Annotated in this window: 22 protein-coding genes; all 22 read right to left on the bottom strand. The window is 34.7% G+C overall.

Going from position 1 to position 21,765, the window contains the following annotated elements; genetic code table 11:
* Positions 1-2 precede the first annotated feature (2 nt).
* The 22 genes from N3Z17_RS07465 to N3Z17_RS07360 all read right to left on the bottom strand — a co-directional run bounded on the left by N3Z17_RS07465 (position 3) and on the right by N3Z17_RS07360 (position 21,755).
* Complete coding sequence (locus tag N3Z17_RS07465) at positions 3-3,620, bottom strand: conjugal transfer protein TraG N-terminal domain-containing protein (RefSeq protein ID WP_282472702.1); 3,618 nt, start codon at positions 3,618-3,620, stop codon at positions 3-5.
* A 1-nt stretch (position 3,621) separates the two neighbouring features.
* The gene (locus tag N3Z17_RS07460; RefSeq protein WP_282472701.1) at positions 3,622-5,070 is read right to left on the bottom strand and encodes a conjugal transfer protein TraH; all 1,449 of its coding nucleotides are present in this window, start codon (positions 5,068-5,070) and stop codon (positions 3,622-3,624) included.
* A gap of 14 nt (positions 5,071-5,084) precedes the next feature.
* Positions 5,085-5,861, bottom strand: coding sequence for a conjugal transfer protein TraF (gene traF / locus N3Z17_RS07455; RefSeq protein WP_282472700.1), 777 nt, complete (start codon positions 5,859-5,861; stop codon positions 5,085-5,087).
* Positions 5,862-6,272 carry a PIN domain-containing protein gene (locus N3Z17_RS07450; RefSeq protein WP_282472699.1) on the bottom strand — a complete coding sequence of 137 codons (411 nt, stop codon included), beginning with the start codon at positions 6,270-6,272 and terminating at the stop codon, positions 5,862-5,864. It abuts the gene before it with no gap.
* Positions 6,269-6,517 carry a hypothetical protein gene (locus N3Z17_RS07445; protein WP_282472698.1) on the bottom strand — a complete coding sequence of 83 codons (249 nt, stop codon included), beginning with the start codon at positions 6,515-6,517 and terminating at the stop codon, positions 6,269-6,271. Before N3Z17_RS07445 ends, N3Z17_RS07450 begins: the two co-directional genes overlap by 4 nt.
* Positions 6,514-6,654 carry a hypothetical protein gene (locus tag N3Z17_RS07440; RefSeq protein WP_282472697.1) on the bottom strand — a complete coding sequence of 47 codons (141 nt, stop codon included), beginning with the start codon at positions 6,652-6,654 and terminating at the stop codon, positions 6,514-6,516. Before N3Z17_RS07440 ends, N3Z17_RS07445 begins: the two co-directional genes overlap by 4 nt.
* A gap of 36 nt (positions 6,655-6,690) precedes the next feature.
* Positions 6,691-7,785 carry a hypothetical protein gene (locus tag N3Z17_RS07435; RefSeq protein WP_282472696.1) on the bottom strand — a complete coding sequence of 365 codons (1,095 nt, stop codon included), beginning with the start codon at positions 7,783-7,785 and terminating at the stop codon, positions 6,691-6,693.
* A 2-nt stretch (positions 7,786-7,787) separates the two neighbouring features.
* Positions 7,788-8,216 carry a hypothetical protein gene (locus N3Z17_RS07430; protein WP_282472695.1) on the bottom strand — a complete coding sequence of 143 codons (429 nt, stop codon included), beginning with the start codon at positions 8,214-8,216 and terminating at the stop codon, positions 7,788-7,790.
* Complete coding sequence (locus N3Z17_RS07425; RefSeq protein WP_282472694.1) at positions 8,213-9,106, bottom strand: hypothetical protein; 894 nt, start codon at positions 9,104-9,106, stop codon at positions 8,213-8,215. The genes N3Z17_RS07430 and N3Z17_RS07425 overlap by 4 nt, the downstream gene beginning before the upstream one ends.
* Positions 9,093-10,799 carry a conjugal transfer protein TraN gene (gene traN / locus N3Z17_RS07420; protein WP_282472693.1) on the bottom strand — a complete coding sequence of 569 codons (1,707 nt, stop codon included), beginning with the start codon at positions 10,797-10,799 and terminating at the stop codon, positions 9,093-9,095. Before traN ends, N3Z17_RS07425 begins: the two co-directional genes overlap by 14 nt.
* Positions 10,781-12,088, bottom strand: coding sequence for a hypothetical protein (locus N3Z17_RS07415; RefSeq protein WP_282472692.1), 1,308 nt, complete (start codon positions 12,086-12,088; stop codon positions 10,781-10,783). The genes traN and N3Z17_RS07415 overlap by 19 nt, the downstream gene beginning before the upstream one ends.
* Positions 12,063-12,971, bottom strand: a complete 909-nt coding sequence (trbC, locus tag N3Z17_RS07410) for a type-F conjugative transfer system pilin assembly protein TrbC (protein ID WP_282472691.1) — start codon at positions 12,969-12,971, stop codon at positions 12,063-12,065. Before trbC ends, N3Z17_RS07415 begins: the two co-directional genes overlap by 26 nt.
* On the bottom strand, positions 12,941-14,080 hold the full coding sequence (gene traU, locus N3Z17_RS07405) for a conjugal transfer pilus assembly protein TraU (protein WP_282472690.1): 1,140 nt from the start codon (positions 14,078-14,080) through the stop codon (positions 12,941-12,943). Before traU ends, trbC begins: the two co-directional genes overlap by 31 nt.
* Complete coding sequence (locus N3Z17_RS07400; protein WP_282472689.1) at positions 14,068-14,781, bottom strand: hypothetical protein; 714 nt, start codon at positions 14,779-14,781, stop codon at positions 14,068-14,070. Before N3Z17_RS07400 ends, traU begins: the two co-directional genes overlap by 13 nt.
* Positions 14,771-17,326 (bottom strand): TraC family protein, encoded by a 2,556-nt coding sequence (locus tag N3Z17_RS07395; RefSeq protein WP_282472688.1) that lies wholly within the window; start codon positions 17,324-17,326, stop codon positions 14,771-14,773. The genes N3Z17_RS07400 and N3Z17_RS07395 overlap by 11 nt, the downstream gene beginning before the upstream one ends.
* The gene (locus N3Z17_RS07390) at positions 17,326-17,637 is read right to left on the bottom strand and encodes a hypothetical protein (protein WP_282472687.1); all 312 of its coding nucleotides are present in this window, start codon (positions 17,635-17,637) and stop codon (positions 17,326-17,328) included. The genes N3Z17_RS07395 and N3Z17_RS07390 overlap by 1 nt, the downstream gene beginning before the upstream one ends.
* A complete protein-coding gene (locus N3Z17_RS07385; RefSeq protein WP_282472686.1) occupies positions 17,624-19,051 on the bottom strand; it encodes a TrbI/VirB10 family protein in 1,428 nt (475 codons plus the stop codon). Before N3Z17_RS07385 ends, N3Z17_RS07390 begins: the two co-directional genes overlap by 14 nt.
* On the bottom strand, positions 19,048-19,863 hold the full coding sequence (locus tag N3Z17_RS07380) for a TraK domain-containing protein (RefSeq protein ID WP_282472685.1): 816 nt from the start codon (positions 19,861-19,863) through the stop codon (positions 19,048-19,050). Before N3Z17_RS07380 ends, N3Z17_RS07385 begins: the two co-directional genes overlap by 4 nt.
* Positions 19,850-20,386 carry a TraE/TraK family type IV conjugative transfer system protein gene (locus N3Z17_RS07375; protein ID WP_282472684.1) on the bottom strand — a complete coding sequence of 179 codons (537 nt, stop codon included), beginning with the start codon at positions 20,384-20,386 and terminating at the stop codon, positions 19,850-19,852. The genes N3Z17_RS07380 and N3Z17_RS07375 overlap by 14 nt, the downstream gene beginning before the upstream one ends.
* On the bottom strand, positions 20,370-20,681 hold the full coding sequence (gene traL, locus N3Z17_RS07370) for a type IV conjugative transfer system protein TraL (protein WP_282472683.1): 312 nt from the start codon (positions 20,679-20,681) through the stop codon (positions 20,370-20,372). Before traL ends, N3Z17_RS07375 begins: the two co-directional genes overlap by 17 nt.
* 6 nt (positions 20,682-20,687) lie before the next feature.
* On the bottom strand, positions 20,688-21,038 hold the full coding sequence (locus tag N3Z17_RS07365; RefSeq protein WP_282472682.1) for a TRAP transporter large permease subunit: 351 nt from the start codon (positions 21,036-21,038) through the stop codon (positions 20,688-20,690).
* A 72-nt stretch (positions 21,039-21,110) separates the two neighbouring features.
* Positions 21,111-21,755 carry a hypothetical protein gene (locus N3Z17_RS07360; protein ID WP_282472681.1) on the bottom strand — a complete coding sequence of 215 codons (645 nt, stop codon included), beginning with the start codon at positions 21,753-21,755 and terminating at the stop codon, positions 21,111-21,113.
* Positions 21,756-21,765 lie beyond the last annotated feature (10 nt).

Genomic DNA, 21,765 nt, shown 5'->3' with positions numbered 1-21,765 from the left:
TTCTATTTATCCTCATTTTTATTCTTTTTTTCGCCATTCTTATATACGCTTATATTTTGTTTTAGAGTACCTTGCTGAGAAGTCGAATTATTAGAACTCTGCTTTGGCAAATTTGGCGTAGCATTATCTTTGTTTTCTGCGTTGTTCAAATTATCAATATTCTTGTCTTCATTCTGAATATTGATACTCAGGCCTTTACTTTGCTTGAGTACACTATTCTGAGTTGATTGAGAATTATTACTTTTATTCACTATCTCATAATCCTGTTTAATTCCGCTTGAAGAAGCTTGATTGTCCTGGGTTTGATTATTACTTGTTACATTCTGAGAGTTAGGGATGTTATCCTTATCATTATTTTTTTGTATTTTTAAATCATCGCCACTTAGGTTTATGGCAGGTTTATCTATCTTACTATATTCTTGCTTTTTCTCAGACTGTCCAGTTACATCAAAGTATGCGTTCTTTACTGCCGTAATATTATCATTCACATTATCCTTTGCACCCTGGATTATACTTCCACCCATATTTTTCCTCACCCCTTTATTTATATTATCTTTAGATTTTGTATCTAATTCATTTTGCCTGTCACCAACTGCATCTCTCTTTTGACCTAATTGATTATTTGTGGAATTTTGTTGCTTTTTGAAAGTGCTCTTTTCATTCAAACTACTTTGTCCCACGGTTTTATGAATGTTACCTGCAAACGCATTAGGAGCTTGGTAATTTGATTCAAATACTGTGATCTCGTCATCATTCTGATCGTTGCTTTCACCTTTTATTTTATTTTCATTTGAATCAGTCTTTGCATTTATAGAGCTTTGTCCTGCTGAATTAGTATTATCTTTATTATCAGAATTATTGGACGCTTCATTATTTTGAGATAAACTATTATTAGTTACTGGTTGTTGGTTATTATTAGTATCTTTTTTAGTGTCTATTGGTTGTATTGCAGCATCCTTTATAGCTACTTCTTCATTTAATTTTTTTATCTTCCCACCCTCTTCTCTCTTAACATCACCAACATGACTCTCATACTTCTGCCTTATATCATCTTCATTTATACCACCACTTAACTTCTTCTCAACTACATTACTTACAGTTTCCTCACTCCCACCCTGACCCTTAGAAACTGTTCCAAATCCTGAGCTAAAAAATGATTGACCCATAAACGCTGAATCAGGATTATTGCTGTGCTCCTTTGACTTATATGTAGTTGAGTTAATAGGACTATTAAGACCATTATCCTCTATAAATCTATTCGCAAGTGATGATAACGTGCCCGCATCTCCTTTTTTAAATATTTCCTCTGCTCCTGCATTACCCTTCTTAAACTTAACCCATTCCATGAATTTAGGAGTTAGATTCTCATTAATCCTCTGTGATTGCTCAGCATATTCATTCCTTTGCTGTGAATAACTATCATACCTCTGCTGTGCTTCTTGATATGATTTACTAGCATTTTGTGATTTAACAAAATCATTCTTAAGCGAATCATAGAAATCCTGATTTTGAGAGGAATGCTCTTTTGTACTGTCACTTTTTAGATATGACTGCATAGCACCTAAACTCTCACTATATTCCTTAGAATTACTCGAAGATTGCATATGTTCATATGCCTCCCTTAAATTACTTGTTTTACTAGCATCAGCACCTACACTAAATCGTCCTTTTGCGATAAGTATATCAAATCCTATCCCCTGACTCGCTCCTACACTTAATTTCAGTGCATCATCTGTAGATATGTTAAAGTTCTGTGAAGTCTGCTCTATTAATCTACTAGCATCCTGGAATGATTGTCTTTGATCGTTACTTAAGCTATCTTGGAAATCTTTATATTGACCACTCCCTTTAGCAAAGCTCTGATTGTATCCAAGTAAAGTTGAATATACATTAGACGTACTTTCTAAATAATCACTACTGCTCTTTGTCATATCACTTTGTGAATTACTTATACTATTATCTAATTTCTTACCCATATGCGAACCCCAATCTATAGATATTAATCCACCAGCATTATTGATTGAAGGACTCATATCCATCGAACTGCTACCATCTGCAAACTCACTAACTTTAGCTCCTGACATGCTGTTATATGATTTTATGCCAGTCATATATTCATAATTATCATTATGCTTATTTGCTGATAAATTATTGTAACTATGATTATCCATATTCATATTGCCTGTACTATAATTCCCTCTAACTGTGTCAGATGCAATCCGTGCTGCTTCTTGTTGTTGCGCTCCAAACATCGATGTAGATAATGATCCAAGTGATGATAATCCCATTTTAAGCACTAACCCTGCAATAAATGGCGTAAAGAATATCATATAACCCGATAATAATGCTATCTCATGGTTAATTGACCTAATTTTTGTAAAATTATTCCAGGTCACACCATTTACTTCTGCTCCCATTGATTGATATTGCGATGCAAATACTACAAATAATATCGCATATATCGGCATCCATAACTGTAAATATATGAATGAGGTAAAATAATTCTTAAGTATTGGATAACTCCCAGGTGTTAACAATAGGATTGCTGCTATCGGGAATAGTCCATATATCAGTAACTCAAATAATGCTCTCAAATAGACTATTGATTTAGATGCTAAATTCGCCATTGACGTATAGTATCTATCTGTAGTTCTTTCTGTAACTACATTTGCAAATGCAGTTTCTACTGTATCTTTAAAACTGTTTATCGCAACTGCTTGCTTTATTATATTGCTAGCATTTTGCGAACTTCCTAAAAATAACTCATATGTACCACTTAATGAATTCCTAAATGCCTGATCAAAATTCATTGGCGAATTCTTTGGAAAGAACTTTGCAAAAAATCCTCTTGCCATCTTTGGTATCATGCTCTCAGTCTCCTTCTCCACCGCTTCTTTTATGATCTTTGCAACTTTATTACATGATATATAACTATCTCCTACATCAGCACTATGATTGTTATAATTTAATGTTCTTAAAGAATTCCCATAATACACTCTCCTTGCCTTTGATGTTCTTTCTGCTAAAAAACCCAGTAAATCTTCTGCTCTCTTTAAATCTTGTACTGTATATCCATTCTTCCTATTCATCCCTGCTTTTACATCTTTTAATAAACACTCAGATGTAAACATTCTAAATGCAGCTTTTATATTTGCATTCTCTGGCCTTAAATCCATAGTATCTTCAATTATCTTTGACCCAAATAATATATTACTCCTTTTATTTACAGAAAATGTCCCGCTAAATGCTCCCTCAAATTCTTCCATTAAAAAATTACCTGCTCTTGACGTAATAGATGCCATAAATGCAAGCCCTAGTGGCACATCATCAACAACCCTCGGTGCTGGAGTAAATCCATAGCTATTTGGCAACTTATCATGTATGTGTACCCTAGCTGTTGGCACTACCAGTATACTAGTCACTACTAATACTTGAATAAACCAGAGCGCCACTGATTTAAAATCTGGTGCCAATAAATATTTTATTATTACTATTAATAAACTTATAACTGTAACTTGCTTCATGAGTCCAGTAAATCCTCCTCCAAACAACATCCTTATCGCATTAAAGCAGTGCTCTAGAAAAATACCAGTTCCTATCGTATATACATCAAAATCCATTTTATAATCCTCCTATCAATTTAGTTGTTTCTTCATTCATCGCCTTATTCATATATTCAGCTCTTTGAACCAGCATTACCTGTAATTTATGCCTATTATTGTCCCTGATTTGATAATTATTTAGCATTTCCCTTGTCTTGATTAATCCTTCTTTGTACCTATTTAACTCGGTAGCCGCTCCTATCGTATAATTATTAGCAGCTTCTATTGATTCATTTATTAACTCAGTTAAATAATGATAAAGTATATTCCATGCTGTTATCTCAATTAAAATTCCTGCTTCAGCCTCTGGATGCCCATCTGTTTTAAGCCATAATCCATCATACATCATAAATACTGGCAATGATGCCTTTGCTAAGAAATTCTGTGACTGGCTATCTAAATCCTTATCATCTGCAAGCGCATCTCCAAACTTTTTAAAATACTGCGCCACCTTATACTCAAACCCATCTTCAGCTCCTAATTTCTGACTGTCCTCTTTTATTTTTAAACATTGCTCATTATCACTGCATCCCAATATCTTCATCTCACTATTCCCCTTAAGTAATGCCTCCAATAACTCAGGGTTTATTATTTTTGGCGCTATATACTGTACAATAGGCTCTCCATCCTTATTATTCTTATTTTCATGCACGATAATCGTCCCACTTAATGTCATCATTAGCTTCTTGGTTTTTTCATCTGCACCTAACTTTTTTAGTGAATCCCATGCCAGATTTACATTTACTAATCTCTTTTCAGGATTCTTTTTTGCTATCTCTTCAATTTTATCCCCAGACCCCTTTGGCATTTTCTTATATACTGATGACAAATCTGCTTTATCTCCCTTGCCTGACATTTCATGCTCTACTATTTGATTTTGCTTACTACTAAAATGCTCAGCTGCTTTATCTTTTACAAATGTCGCTGCCATCATTCCTGTATTACATTCATCATTTAAAAATCCACCCATCTCTTGTATTTTGCTAAATACCTCCTGCAATGTTTCACTAAGTACTGGCGACACCGCCGATAACCCTAAATATACAAACCCAAGACCTGCTGACTGTATTATCGTTTGTACTTTATTCTTTAATTCCTCTCCCGATATATGAGCAAGCCCTCCTAAATTTATTACCGAGGAACCTACACATGGATTCTTAAGCGATATCTCTGGATGATTCACACTTATTATTGGCCTGTGCTTCTGTGTATTTGCTAAATATACATTTCCAAGTGTTACATGACCTCCACTTTGCGACTTATATATATTTGCACCCGTCGATACACTCTTGCCTCCCAAACTCTTCCATAAATTTGATGCTCCTTTATATACGTCAGCTTTTGCTTCATTATTTGATATTGTTATCAATAATAGCAATACAATAACTATTTGTGACAACTTTTCATATTTTTTTATTATCTTTGTTTTATTTGCTCTCATTGTTATATTTCTCGCCATATTTATCATCTTTTTTACCTCAACTATTTCCTTTCCTTTATTAATGCAACAAGCCTCTCTTCCATTTCCTCTACTTGCGTAATACCATTACTTAGGAATATCTTTTCTTGCTTATTTGTATCTAGCACCACTAGTGTTGGATATTTTATTATACTACCATCCTTAGCTACCACACTATCGCTTAAGCTTTCATCAAATCCTTCAAAATGCTCTTCTGTTACACTAATACCTAAATTTCTATATCCCCACTTCTCCTTCATTCTCAGTATCTTGGGTAATTGCGCCTGACAACTTCCACAATTTGCGCTGTATATCATCACCAATATATACCTCTTACTCCCCTCTCTTAAATATCTTTCTAATTCCGCTCCCGCCATTGCCTCTTCTGTGTCATATTTAAAATTACTATGCGTCACTGCTAATTTTGGATCACTATCTACTGTTCTTTGCGCTACCTTTGCATATTCTATCACTTTCTTAGCAAATATCCCCTGTATCCTTACTGCCTTATCTATATCCTCTTGCCTGCCATCCATTACAGCCCTTTTTGTATGTAGCTCTCTCAATCCTTCAAGTAACTCCGCTTTCTTCTCCCCAGGTAAATTTGAATTTAATATATCCTCTATCTCTGTATCCTTTCCCAGATCTTGATTATTACTTTGATTATCACAATACCAATTCTTCCCAAGCCCATACTTCTTGCAAACTTCAGGAGTGAATTTAAATCCTGTAGCTATAGCATTATCCACTATAGCTACTGCAATTAATAAAATAATTATCACCTTGGTAAGCATCTTCATTTAATCCTCTTTCCAGCTTTCCATTGCTAAACCATCTATTCGAATAAAATCTTTGATATTATTCGTTATCATCACTAGCTTGTTCACCTTTGCTGTTGCAGCAATCAATATATCATGCGCTCCTACTATTTTGCCTTCACTCACTAATCTCGCTCTTATCATCCCTGCCTCTATAGCTATATTATGATCAACACTTACTTCTTCTATTATACCGACTAATGCATTTGTGACTTTGATTATATGATCGCCTTTTTTTGTCCCATTTATCTTTTGTATCCCATATTCTATTTCTGATGTTGTAATGACCGAAATACACAAATCTTTTGGCGACAACTGCTTTATTTTTTCAACAGTCTTTTGATTATTTTTTACAAAATCCGTTATCACACATGTATCTAATAAATATCTCATTTTCCTTCCTCAAACATACTTTCTTTATTTTCCCTTAGGTTCTCTCTATCTGCTTCAAATCCCTCCCAATCTTCCAACCCTTTTATTCCTTTAAAATTCTTTATAGATTCAGGCCACTCATTATGATGCTTCTTTCTTACATACTCATTAACTGCATCTGCTATTACTGTATTCCTCTTTTTACCCTCTGCTTTCATTATTGCCTCCACCTCTTTCATTAGCTCATTATTAAGCCATATGTTCATATGCATTTTGTACCTCTTTTTATTGTTATATTAGATATTACAAGTATAACACACTGTAGTGCTGATCCCAACTCCTTTCTGCTTTTTCCTAATAATAAATTGCCATATACTTTTATCATTACTCCTAAATATTCCATTATAATTCCTCATACCTATCAACCCTACTGCATGAATCAACAATTTCTTCTATCTTTATGCATTTGAGATTCTTCCCTCGTATAATCACTCCTATCCAATATTATGCAACCTTCATATATTTGATGCTCATATTCGTGGAACTCTTGCGACATTTGCAACTCCAGTAATACCTTTGATGTTTTTTTACTACTTGCTGCATGCTTAAAGATATTAGCTATCTCGCAATCTTTTTTTTCTTCTGCATACCTACCAAGCATTTTATATGCTTCCCCATCTATATCCTCCATGATAGCCCTATATACATATTCGTATATTTTATATTTATGCTTATTTATTTCTCTAACACTTGGGGACAAACTTGTCTTCACACATCCACTATCCTCATTTTCTTTCATCTTTACATAACTTTTATATATACATTGACTTATCTTTAGCCGTGCTTTTGTACCTAGAACCTCTGTGTTTTCTAAATATTGCTCTTGTAGTAAATGTAAAAAATAACTGTCCCTTTTTACATATTCCTTATCTCTTTCGTCTAACTCTCTAAACCAATTAACTACTATGTCTACCCTGCTATACTCCATAACACCATCGTATCCAGGAGCATATACCTCCCTCTCCTCTCCATTCTTAACCTTAAATTTAGGCAACTTAAACTCTATGCCCATTACCTCTACTATATCCTTTGCTGCTGTATTTGAATTTAAGTGCCCACCAAAACTAAATCCATATAGCTCTTTTAACTCTTCTATTGGTAGCTTATAATCAAATCTTTGCTGATTTATCCATTCAGCTCTGCTAACTGCTTTTTCCCAATATTGAGGTATCTCAGATTCATCTCCCACAGCTAGAGTATGTGAAGGCCATTTGTCCCATCCTATGCAATCCTTATCTCTACTATCAACGCGTCTATCAGGACAATCTGGATGAACTGCCATATATTTTGATATTGTCACCTCTAAATCAGCTGTTAGCCAATTTATAAATCCATCTCCTCCTTTTGGACCGCCTCTGATTGTATACTTGTCACCGTGATTATCTATTTTGATAATAAACAAATGCTGCGGCGCATGATCCTCTAGTTTTTTAAACAACTCTATTGGTTTTGCTATCAATTTTATTTCTATCATATTTATTTACCTATTATAAATTTTTTAAGCAGCCCTATACTTGAGACCTTATCATCCGCATCTGCTCCTACACTGACTGAATAATTATAAAAAGGCTGTAGTGATATTGTGTTGGTCGTATATCTACATACAAATTGCTTTGTATGTTTTTCTCTATCCGCCACTAATAAATCATACTTAGTTAATTCATATACACTGCATTTAAACCCAGAGGCTTCAAAATCCTTCAGTACTAAATTTATATCCTGACCTACATATCTATCATTCAAATAATTTTCATCACTTTGAAAATTCTCAATCTTAAAAGGCTTTTCCCCAAAGTAATTATATAGCCCTATCGCCACTATTATTGCCATGATAGTTGCAGTGCCTTTCTGATTATAAACTCCTATCGTGAATATTATTATTCCTATAATCCAATACTTACTCATACCCAGCCACTCCTCAATATCGTTAATGTACTCCTTATAATTAGGCTCAATAAAAACACCAGCATTAACAGTTTATAAAATTTAAGTGGGGCTTTCCTTCTATACTTGACCCTAATATACTCACCATAAAACAAGCCTATTATTGCAATTGATATAGCACATGGCTCAATAACATAATCTGATCCTGTCAGACCAAACGGTCTTAATACTAAAAAAGCTAGTAAACTCGCTATATATGGCAAAAAGAATTTGTGCGCAAACCGATATTTACCTTCTCCCTTTTCCTTGCTTACAATTAATGCTGGTATTGATGATAATATTACTGGTAATGCCGCTATATCTAAAATAAATCCTAATCCCACCCTCATAGCTATAAAATATGCCAACACCATTATTAATATAGTACTCGCAACATATCTCCATGCATTCCTTATATAGTAACTCCCCAGTATAAGACCTAAAACCCCTATTATTGCAGCGTATCTTATACTTACAACTTTATAGCTCGCTATGTAATAGCCTTCTATAGATGTTGGCAACAAACCAGAAATTACTGCTACATATAATAATAAATATAAACCTACCAGACCTATAATCTTTGCCAGCTTATTCTTTCCTACCCCAATATCAAATAATGCACATCCTATAATTAAATTTATTATTGCTATATAAAAATACTCATATTTGAATTTTCCAGATCCAAAACTATCCGCAACAAACTTTCCTATCATTAAAGCAGTTATCACAGCTATTAATAAAATTCCCAGATATTGTATTGCTACTAATCCTACTGGTTTTTTACTATCTCCATCATCCCAACCCTTTAGTATATCTTTTAATTGTAATTTAAACATTTTTTTACCTATTTTATTATTTTTATTTACTACCATTATCTCCCTTATAAAATCCCTCCAACCTTCTCTCCATCAATAATCTCACTGACTCCTCTTCATCATTTACTTCACTCTTTTTATTATACGCTTCAGCTTTCACTTTTATGGCATCTTTATCAAATTTCTTCCCCTTGTATTCTTCAGCCAACTTTCTTGCTTGTTTCTCAAATTTACCACTTTTCATATTCTCCTTCATTGCTTCCTCAGCACTCTCCTTAAATTCCTTTATTACCTCTCTCCACTCTATCTTACTAAAATCTATTTTCTGTATATCTTCTACCGTAAGTCCACTACAATCCGGATTCTTCGCACTCCCAAAACTCTTACCTAACTGGGCTCTCCCCTGCTCCTGTATTATCCTGGTTAGCTTGTTCTTAAAACAACAATAACTTGTCACCACAATTAATCCCAACTTCTTTTTATATCTACCCACCTTCACACAAAACCTCTGCTGCCTCTTTACTTTTAAATTTACCGCCTTACCTCTACAAAATGCCGTTAATGTCCCGTCCATTGCACAACAATCTACTCTTGCCATACTAGCTATTGCCACCTTTGCAGCTTGCTTACCTGCAAATTTAGCAGCTTCCATTGCACTCATACTTCCTAATTTAGTTCCAACTGCACCTATTCCCTGTCCTGGCACTATCCCAATTGGAATCGCTCCCCATGTCATATATATTGATGCAGCCGCTATCGCATATGAGATCCACTGTCCCCTGAATTTCTGACATTTATGCTCATCTCCTATAAAAAATTTACAATCTTTTGGATTTATATCTTCAGGATTACACTCCGCCTTCCCTTCAGGACATTTACAACCCTCCATCCCTTGCTTCTTCATATTCGCAAGCGCTATCAATGTACCTATATTTTCTCCAAAGTTATTAGGCCTAAATCTCTCGTGAGTATCACATATTCCGCCGATGCAAAATCTTCCTCCTATGCACTCTACTTTCTCCTTACTCTCCTCTTCACATTCATAATTCACTTCCCAATGCTCACAATCTCCCTTTTCATTTTGATGCATACATTCTCTTGATTTTTCCTTACATTTCTCCTTTAATCCCTTACATTCATCTATATAACTATTTTGCTTACAATAATATTTCCTATCCCATTTCCAGCACTTTTTATACACATCCTTCCCATTGATATTTCTCGTCTCTGCAGGCTCTAAACATTTTTCATGCTCTATCACACAGTTCTTTAAATCGCTTTCAGTACAATTTGATAAATCTCTCTCATCCCTTTTTACTAAATACTCCGTATCTACATGCCTCACCTCAGCATTTTCTTCAAGCTTATCTCCACATTTAAATTTCTTTTCAAAGTTTTTGCACATCTTACTCACATTTGCTTGCTCTAAGCATTTACCATGCTGCTCATGACACCCCCTATTATCTTCAAAAGTCTGACAATAGTTTTTCTCCCGACCTACGCATCTTGATATTTCTTCATATTTCCAGCAACGAGTAATTGGAAATCCTTCTATCGTTTTTGTACTATAATCTACACATTGCTTTTCTTTTGTAATGTCACATTTATCCTCCTGGAAATTTCTATCATTGCTATTCTCTAATGCATTTGCTGTTTCAATCCATAATCCAGTTGGCAATATCGTCGCCACAACATTTTGCATCAAAATAGCAAATATTATTAAAATTGAGATTAATCTACGTATCTGCATTTAACCTCAGTTTTTTCTTTCTTCCAATGATTGCAACAATACTGAGTTGCTCTTAACTCAACATATAATCTTCCACTATTCCCAAATGCCAATTCTATTCTAATGGTATTATTTCCATCCCTTAAATACTGCACTAAATCCACGTTTGGGCTCGTGTTATAGAATCTTTTTGTATTGCACGTTCTTACTACACTTCCTGAATGTAAATTTGTGAATTCACCATATCCTCCATACCAACTTCTTTCTCTCCAATATGGTCCATCCCCACCCATACTATTATATGCCTGCACCCCATTTACTGATATTCTGATCCAATCACTGTATTGTATGTTAGTTACTCTAAATTCCTTTATACTATCTTTATTCTTTACTATAAAATTTATGTTTTTATCAATTATATGGCACCTCCCACTATCCCTTACTTTATCTATTGTCCCTAAATATAAATTCGGGTAATTTGCTCTCCAAAATATATTCCCATCTATACTTCCTTGCACCATCCCTCCTGCATCATATCCACAATCTGATTTATCATCACACCCTACACTGTCCATTATCACCTTCTCCTCACATATCTTTTCCTTTACATCTCGCTTCTTACTACACTCATATATATACTTCTGGTCTATCTCAACCACCTGATTAATTGGACATGTATTATGCACCACATCATAATATTGATCACAACTTTCCATTGTCCTGATCTTACTTAATTTCTCTATATCCTTGCATCTCACATCTTCCCCTTTGATAAAATCAAAGTTTGTTGCCGCATTTTTAGCTATTTTCTTTGCCTTATCTATATATCCCTTATTGTCAATTATATTCCCTTCCTCATCTCTTTTAAATCCAGCTTCATCCATCTTAACTTCCCTATCCATCATTGCCGATGAACTAAATATACTCCCAAGCTCACAATTCTCAGCTCCACATTTCGCTTTATTTACGTTTTTCCCAGCCCCTCTTCTTACTGCTCCCTGATCATTAGCTCTTTTAATATCTAATCCTGCATTTTCTACGTTTTCTCCCTGATAGTGCGCCATGTTCTTTTTAAGCTCACTAGATTTACTGCTTTCTATATCACTCTCAAACATTTTACTTATCGTACTTTCAGACACTTCTTGCGCTGCTTTCTTAGCATCATCTTTATACCTTCTTAAGGTGCTTTCACTTACTGCACTCATTGCATAACCCATAGATAATGCAATCATTGCCGCTGTTAACATCAATATAAATACATGCACCTTTATTATACTTCTGCATTTACTTATCACCTTCCAAACCTCCACTTATCTCTCCTCTGTTTTTAAATTCTTCAAGTACATATCCTAAACTCACATTCCCAGACATCACATCTGATTTGCCATTCCTAATTAAAACAAAAGTTGGCACCTGCTTAATCTCATAACTCCTAAATATTTTTGGATTTATATCTACAACTATACCACTTTCCGATAACTCCTTGATCGCAGATATTGTTTCTTTAAAACTGTTATTTTTTAATCCTCTCGTTATTAACCTCCCTCCTAACTCTATTGCCTGATTATGTAAACTTGCAAGCAATGCTTGTGGCATTGATAAACTTACTGCTATATAAAAACCATCCTCCAATCCTTCATCTGTTTTATTGCTTTTTAATATTTGGCTATATCCTTCTAAATAATTTTCCAGCACCTCATTATTTATAGTTTTTGGCCTGTTTTGGCTATATGCATAAATTGACTTCTCTGTATCTTTTACTACTCTCTTAGCCCATTCCTCCTGTCCTTTTACTTTCTCATCTACATCTTCATGTATTTTCTCATATTCTTTTTCCAAAACCTTAACTTTTTTAAATATCTCATCTACTAACTTTTCATTTTCTAGCTTTTCTCCTCTTCTAAAGTTTTGTAAATTCCCATGCCCGTAATCTCCATGTTGATCACTCTCTTTTTTTACCCTCTCTCTTACTTCTTTTGCTATTTTCTTCTCCTCTTCTAATACTTCCTCTTTCTTAAGGCTTCCTTGTGTTTCATTTTCTACTTCTTGTTGTATTTCTTGTTGATATTGCTTATTAATATTATCGCCAATATAACCACCCACATCATTATTTGCCACAGCATTGATATTAGCTGCAGTAACAATGATTAGGCTTGTCCAGCCTATAAGATGCAACAATTTCTTTTTTGCCATATTAAATATCCAAAATCTTCACGTGTTATAGGTATCTCCTTTGCTGCCTCAAATTTACTTGTTGTACTCCCGAGTGGATAACAGCTTTTACTGCTATCTGGGTTTATTAATTGATAACGATATTGAGATTTCTTAATAACTGGTGCCACTACTTTTTTACATAATGCTTTATTGCTAGTACCACTTGTATTAGCTCCAAGCCCACTTCTATGCATCTTTGCTATTATCTTCCCAGTTGCAGATAATGCATCCGATACCCCACCATTATGATAATTTATCGAACCATTCATCGGATAAAACGTCCCCTGACATCCATTACACCAAAATAAACTATCTATCGGTAATGATGACTTTGGTAATGATGTTTTTACACAATCTACCGCACATGCACTTTGTGATATTGGGTTATTAAATAAAAATGCCTCAGGATGCATCAATAACGATAACTCGTCATCCGATGTCGGATCAAGCTCCGTGGTCCAAAATAAGTCAAATCCCACCCTCTCTAAACATATCACATCTGTAAATATATTTAACATCAACAGTAATGGATATATATAATAATGCACATATACCTTAGCCGATTCAGCACTTGTTGCCTTTGGTCTTGATCCATACCCCCTCTCAAATCCCATATCCATCTTCACTCCCCCCAAGTTTACAAAACAATATGGCTCTGCACTTATATCTGTCATCCTCGCTGGCTCCCAAAATCCACCTGTAATTCCAGGTATTGGCAATTTATTCTTCATGCACACACATACTGGAGATCCTGGATTCTTAGTGTCTGGCTTATCACTCCCCTTAAGCTCTATGCTCCCTAGTGTAATTGGGAATAAACACTCCCAGCACACATCAGTAATCGGATTTATAAAATCTCCCTTGCATCTTTTTGCTTTACTTTCCTCGGCGTATGAACTTATAGGAATATTTTGTAAAAATATAATGCCTATTATCGCTAAAAGTATTATACTACATCTTCTATTTCTTTTTTGTTGGGCCTTTGCCAAGTTTATTCTAAAATCATCACATCCCTTAATCTTCTCTTCATTATACTTGCAAAGGCCACCTTTTAACTTCAATTCTTGGCTTTTCATTACTTCCCCCACTCTTCCTCACCTACCTCTATAATTCTAAGCTTAAGACCAGCCTGCTCAACTATTGCAGGAACTCCTTTAATGCCTAACTTCGTGGTTAAAACTCCCTGCTGATCAAAATATATCCATACTTTCTTTTTCCTTTGAATATCAAGCGGCCTTCCACTTATTAATATTATCTTTGCCATTCCCTTATATTCCTCCCTCCTCCTCATCGCATACTCTACTTGCTTTTCGTTTTTGCCATTTATAAATATCAATCTTTCTCTAAGTGGCACTTGCTCAAGTGGGTTAACCTTATATCCTGCCTCATATAATAAATTTCCCTTGTGATCATATATATCTTCTGGTATAGCGTAGCTGGGATCGTAGTAATATTTGGTCGCTTTATCAAAAATCACATCTACGATCCCACTAACAGCCTCAGGCTCCTCTACCCTCTCAGTTGTTTTTTTGATCATTTCTTCCTTGAACTTCTTAACATCCACCTCTGCTAATTTTTTCTCTATATACTCAATTATATCCGCTTCTGCTATATCCCATCTATGTCCCTGTACTCCAAAATCTTTACCATATGCCTTTTGATATTGCTGTAACATTATTAGGATTATGGCAATAAATGTTATGATAACAATTGGATAAATTATACCAATTTGCACTTTCTGGTCATCAGTAAGCTTTCTCCACTTCCTTTTTACTATTTTAAATAACATATTTTCTTCCCCTAGATACCAACATTTCTACCGCCTCTTCTACACTCATCCCTGCTGCTTTGTAATCCTCAAGAGCCTTAACATCCTCAGCCGTTGAGGTGTATAATCCTTGAGAAAATGGCTCGAGGAATAATCTAGCTATATCACTCCCTCCCTCTTTATGACATATCATGTACTCTGAATATAATCCCTTTTCAGCTTTCACTGTCTTTAACAAATTTATTTGCGTGTGATTTAAACTAAATAATGTCCTAAGCTCCTTATCCACACTATTATCAGCTCCAAACAATATCCTCCAGTCACAATTCGGTAATATCTCATGCGCAGTCTTACTAAACTCCGGGTTAAAATCCGAATAGTTCTGTGTTGCAATCACTAAACATCCCCTATACTTCCTGGCCTTCCTAGCTATCTCCCTCATAAATCCACTCATCCCATCATGCTGCAACAATAACCATGCCTCATCTATAATAAGCGCCATTCTCCTTTCCCTCTTAAACATTTTTGAATATACTAAAAATGTTACAAGCATTAACGTTGCATTCTTTAACACCTTATTGCTGTTTATCTTGTGGAACTCAAATACCGTCAGCATATTATCTATTCTAAGCGTACTCCTCCCATTAAAATAATGCGCTGACTTGCCAGTTGTATATCCCTCAATTGCGTATGATATCCTATCTGCTATTTCTTCATCTGTTTGTGGCCTGCATAATTCATTTTCCTTAAGTTCTATCCCTATTTCTTTAAATCCTCCATCTCTCCCATATTTATCCATAACTGCAACTATCGCATTCCTCATAATCGTCTGATAAATAGTATTCTCAGGCGATATTAAATTTCTATCTATCCCAACTATTATACATAATACGCTCGTCACTAACTCTATAAATGGCTCTTCAAAATCTTGCGTATAATCCTTCATACTCCCCCTATCTATAAAAAAAGTAAATGGGTTAATACATAACTCCCCTGTCTCAAAATCTATATGCGTTCCTTCCTGTACTAAACAGCTATTTTTCGAACTTGCACCATCATCAAGCGTTACTACCTGTCCTCCCATTCTTAATGTACATACCGTTAGCTCATTTAAAAACGTACTCTTCCCACTACCAGGCTTTCCTATCACCACCATGTTAAAGTTTTCCTTACTCGTAAAATTATCATAGTAAAATAACTGTCCCCTCCTGCCTCCAAGTAACATAAGTGGTGATGCTGTATTACCGTGATCTGCAAATACTGGCATCAAATTCTTAGCAACCTGCGATGTAACTGTTCCTGTTATCTTCAGCTGCTCCAAACTTCCAAAATAATGCGAAAATCCAAATGGCATACTCGCTATAAATCCATTCACTACTTCATACTTTATTTGCTCTATCTTAAAATTTAATCCAGAAAAATGTGTCTTAACAGCCTGTGCTGCATATACCTCATCTTCCCCTTCCTTTATAATTGCAATCACATTCATTACTCCCTTCGCAAGCCTCTGACCTTTGTCTAAACATCCAGCCACATAATCCCACTCAACCCCCTCCTCTATCATCTTAGGCACAAATGTTGCAACTCTCCCTGCATCATTTTGTACTATCTTTGTCGCTCTTATTCTGCTTGCCTTCCTTTTTGAACTATCATGATCTAAAAACTTCACCCCATACCTAATTAAAAATGGAAATGGCATCCTCACCCCATGCTCAAAATGCTCCATTAAATTTCCTGATTTTTCCATGCTCCACTTATCAGGATATTCTACTATTTCAAATGTTAGATATTTAAACTTTTCTGTCCTTTTTTCGTTATTTAATTTTATATTTAGAGAATCCTTTTCTGCTGTTATTACCGAATCATTCATCATATATTCTATAATCCTATTCTTCCTCTCTTCTATTCTTTCTATATGTGGACTCGTATTAGGATATAAAAACTCCCTTAAAAATATCGCAAGCCCAACATCATTGACCAATGTTACCTTACTTCCCAAATTCTCAAGGCTATATTGCATCTTCTCCTTGAATGATGTCAGTACTTCTAACTCTGTCCCCTTTTTTACCGATACTGCAAAATATAGCTCGTAATCCCTAAATATATAGGCTCCTCTACTCCCTAGTATATTCCTCCAGTTCCCACTATTGATATAATCTACTCTTTTTTTACTTAATTTCTCATAAAGTGGATTACCTTTTGCTTGCTTCTCCCAATTATCCGTTATATATCCTATCTTTGGACTCGCATAATTTATTACTTCTATATAACACTCAGACGGTGCCTCATAATTAAAAAAACTCTCTAACTTCTCCTCCTCTCTCTCCCCTATCCCTGAAAAATGCCTGACCTTTAATATAAACCCAGTGCTCTCCTTATTATAAAATATTCCCCTTGCCATATCATATCTGTCATATGGCAAATAATCCCATATACCCACTTTTTTCTCTATCGTACTCTTACCCTCTTGCTTCCTCCTAGTTCTAAATATTTCCCCTAGATCATCCTTTAAACTGTCAAAAAAACTCCTCGCTCCCCATCCTATATCTTTAATGAATTCTTCCATCACTTTACCTCTAGGACATTTTCCGGCACTTTCTCAAATCCCTCGTAATGTTCCTTTATCTTGATTTTCTTCTTAGTACCGCTCCCTGTATTTAATAATATCTGATCTCTAGCAACCCTCTCCGCCTCATCTATTGATGAACATCCTATACCTTTTACAGTACCACAATCCCAATTACCTCCATATTTTGCACAGCCCGGAAGTAGCAATGCAATAATTAATAAAATAGCCAAATTTATGTTTTTACTTATGCTTGTAATCTTAATTATATTTTTACTTATGGATTTAACTATTTCTTTATTTTTTCTCATTCTTTACTTCCTCCATACTAAATCCCTCTTGGAATACTATATCCACTATCGTCCCCTCATCTATGCTAATAACAGGTTGGTACTGCTCTGCTTTTTTAATAAAATAATCACTAAGCCTATCTGAGCTACTTCCTACTCCAGATGCCATTCCCCCACTTAATATATCTTTAAGTGATTGCTTCTCTCCCACTAATGATCCACTGGTCATTTCATATTTAGGTCTCATACTCTGCGATACTCCTCCTCCAAGCCCCGATATCGCTTCACTTAAAAAGCTTTTTAATACTAAATCTCCCTCCCTAGATATTACCTTCCCTCTTATTCCACTCTTACCTTGCGATATAATATATCCTTTAACTGGAATTTCTATTACCGTATTTGGCTTCTTTGCACATGTCATAACTGTTGGCTTTACATATGCTTTCTCACTCGATATGTCCCCTACAGCCTGTCCTTGTATGATACATCCGATAAGTACATCGCTTTTTAAATTATCCACTCCAAATCCCGCAGATGTCACAGTCCCTGTCACCCTCATTAACACATGCCTAGGATCCGCCTCACTTGTTATTCCAATCCCCGCATCAACTCCAGATATCAATACCGCTTTTGCATGTGAACCAGCAGGTATATATTTACCAAATACATAACTTGCCTTCTCCGGCACTCCCGAGTAGTTTATATGTCCACCCACGTCCTCTTTTACCCTATCTGATTGCTCTTTTTTCACCTTCTCCGTCTCAGCTAATATTCTTTTTTCAAATTCTGCTTCTATCACTTGCTTCTGCTCTCTCAACAACTCCTTTAGCTCTTCTTTACTAATTTTTGTCTTATCTAAGTTATCAGTAATCTCCTTAGTTTGCTGCTCTATGGTATCGGCCTTTTCTTTTACCGCATCAACCTCCTTCTTCGCTCCTTTTATCCATTTATCCTCATAACTCGCACCATTATCTGTTAGCTTTTGTAACTCAAATTCCTGACTATCTGGTAATTTTACCTTTTGCTCTTCTACTTTCTTACTCATGCCGTAAAATACTGGTAATAATACAGTCAAAACTATTACTCCTATAAACAATCCAAGACGCTTCTGGTTTATCTTGTTCTGCTCATTATCGCCACTATTAACTATAAAATATTTTATAAACTGCTCTTTTATTTTACCCTTTACTCGCAGTATTATTCCAACTTCATCTAAAATCTCTGCCTTCACTCCTGATTTGTCATTTAACTCAGTCCTTGACCCTGCACTGGGCTCATCTTTATTTTTTATATCCACACTTAATTCTTTAGATATAGATATACCTGATTCTTCAATTAAAACTGCCTTCTGATTTTCTTTGGCAGTTTTTGATTCCTCATAGCTTTTTGTATCATTTTTTGCATTATTTTCTTCTAAATCATCTAATATCTTCATAATTTACTCACTATATATAAATTTGTTTTTTCTTTTGCTCTTAACCTCTCCTTTTCAACATAACTAGCAACTACATCCTCATAATTTCCCTCAAAATACTCTGCTTTAATTTCTACTTCTTCATTACTATTATTTGAAATCTCAACTTTATGGCAGCCAAACCTCTTACCCTTAACTAACAATACCTCTTTACCCTCTATTGCTTTGATTTTTCTGCCATCCTTTACCTCTCTAACTTCTTTATCCTTCGCTTTTAGAGATATCTTTTTATTCAGCTTCTTTAACTCATATCCCATATATTTCTTACTTGTCTCAGCAACACTCATAATTTTATTTATTTCTCCCTCATAGCTATTGAGCTCCCTTCTTACTGTTTTTTTTATTACACCTGTATCTAACGCTACTCTTGCCTTTCCCTCTCCTCTTTTAACGAAATACTGCACAGACGGCGTATCTGATGTTACAACCAACATTTGATACGTCCTCCCACTTTCCATTTTTATGAAAAAATTAACCGGCTTCTCTGCTTTTATTTTTATATACAAATCTCCATCTTCTATACTAAACTCCATCTCCCCATCTGTATAATGAAGTCCCTTAACCTTCTCTCCCTCAAAACTTATTCTATTTATCTCTTTTTCTGATAAGACTACATTTAGTATTTCGTTATTTTTTGCATATATATCAACACTCTCCTCATTTATGCTTTTTTTATATATTGCTTTTGCATATGCAAAATCACTTGATACCCTCATACTAATCACTAGCATCAATGCTAATTTTAATACTCCTACCAATTTATTCCTCAACATCTTGCGCCTCCTTAAATGAATGTAACAACACTCTCCCTCCCCTATTTATGAATTCGTATTTGTAACTTTTATATTCTCTATTTATCTTCTCTTCCCCAATAAATGTCTCTAAATACCCAGATATCTTAACAACTAATTCCTTCTTATTAATTCCATATTCAACAATATCTGAAAAATTATAGTAATAACCCTTATTCTCTATATTGAGCGCATACTCATCTATTTGCTTTATAAAATTATTCCTCGCTTCATTATCAATGTTCATAAGCAATAACTCCCTCATCCTTTTACTATTCTCATTATTCATTCCAAATATTAAAAAATGAATCTCCTGCGCTCTTAATTTTAAATATTCACTCGATGCACTCTCACTACTCACTTCAAATCTCTGCTCTATACCTGGTACTAATATTGTTGTGCTCTTACCTCTATATATGCAAATTACCAATATCAAATTGCTCATCACCATTATGATGAAGCCTACTATAAATAAATTCCTCTCTACCCTAAGCTTTCTTTCCATTCTCTTCCCCTTTTATTCCTAATTTCCTATCATGCCCTCTCACCCCTTGCTTTATTGGATTGATACTTGCCGGTAAATACCAATACAATACTCTTGCCACTCTCCTTACAATTGATCTCTTTTTGTATCTTTGATAAATTAGCCCACAGCTTAAAGCAATAATTATCCCTATAAATGTCGCATTAAATACAAAAAACAGCAGCCATGTCACTGCTCCAATCAATACTGAATCAAGTGGCATTCCCGCTGCTCTTGGTGGATTATCTAATGTCTTTGGTATTTTTACTTCTCTCATTTCATTCTAAAAGAATAATCCTACTATTCCATTAATTGATCCAAGTAATAATCCAAGTATCAACGGTAGCATAATTTGTTGCCATTTAAATCCTGCTACTCCCATAATTACCGATAATATAACCGATACCGCAACAAGTAACTTGCCAAATCCTCCAGTGACCCATCCTAGTATTTTCGTGGTTGCCTCCTCAAATACCTTTGTATCTCCTGACTTGGCATATACCTCAGGCACAAATACCATTACTCCCACCAATAATAGTGGCAAATATTTGCTCACTTGCGCTATTCTTTGCACTCTCTTATTTGCAGCAGTATTACTTTGTTTGTTATTTATTTGACTTATATCATTATTCATTATTAGCTCCGTTTTTATTATTAAATTTTTTTTTAGTTTTTAGTTTTTTTTTGTTTATTGATTAAATATCCTTCATAAATCCTCATGATACTGATGACATATTTCATTTGTGATCGCATCCAGATCTTCAATTACATTCTTGCTTATGTTTTTACACTCTGAACCCTCTTTAGCTGATTTACATAATTCAGCCTTCTCTAAATCCATTAAAATTCCAGATACTTTATTCGTTACTCTTGACTTCACTTCTTCCTCAAAGTCCAACTTGCATTTCTTACTCACTGAAATTATTAATTCTGATTTATAATTAACCACTCTCTCACTTCCCACATCAAATTGCATAGGCTTTAAAAAATGATATAAATTTTTACAATCAGCTAATTCCATTTCTTCCAGCTTAGGCACAAATTCTCTAACCAATTTCGTAACTGATGATAGCTTTTCTAAATTGTTATTCTTACTACTTAATGTCTCCAAATCCGCTATACATATTTTTGACTCCTCACTTACTTTAGTTAATTCTAAAAATCCTAATGATTTATAACTTTCTTTTAGCTTCTTATAATCTCTTTCAAAATTATTGGAATTAACATAGTCTTTCATATTTAAGCCATATTTAGCACTTAACTCCGTAAGATTCTTAATCTCCCCTTCGCTTAAATCTCCTATTCTACTACCATTTACCTCTTCTATTACTTTAAGGTTTTTTTCCTCCACCAAACTTACC

Source organism: Candidatus Bandiella numerosa (assembly GCF_029981845.1).
Classification (GTDB): domain Bacteria; phylum Pseudomonadota; class Alphaproteobacteria; order Rickettsiales; family Midichloriaceae; genus Aquirickettsia; species Aquirickettsia numerosa.
Note: the sequence above shows the minus strand (reverse complement) of the source record. Positions and strands in the feature narration are given on the sequence as shown.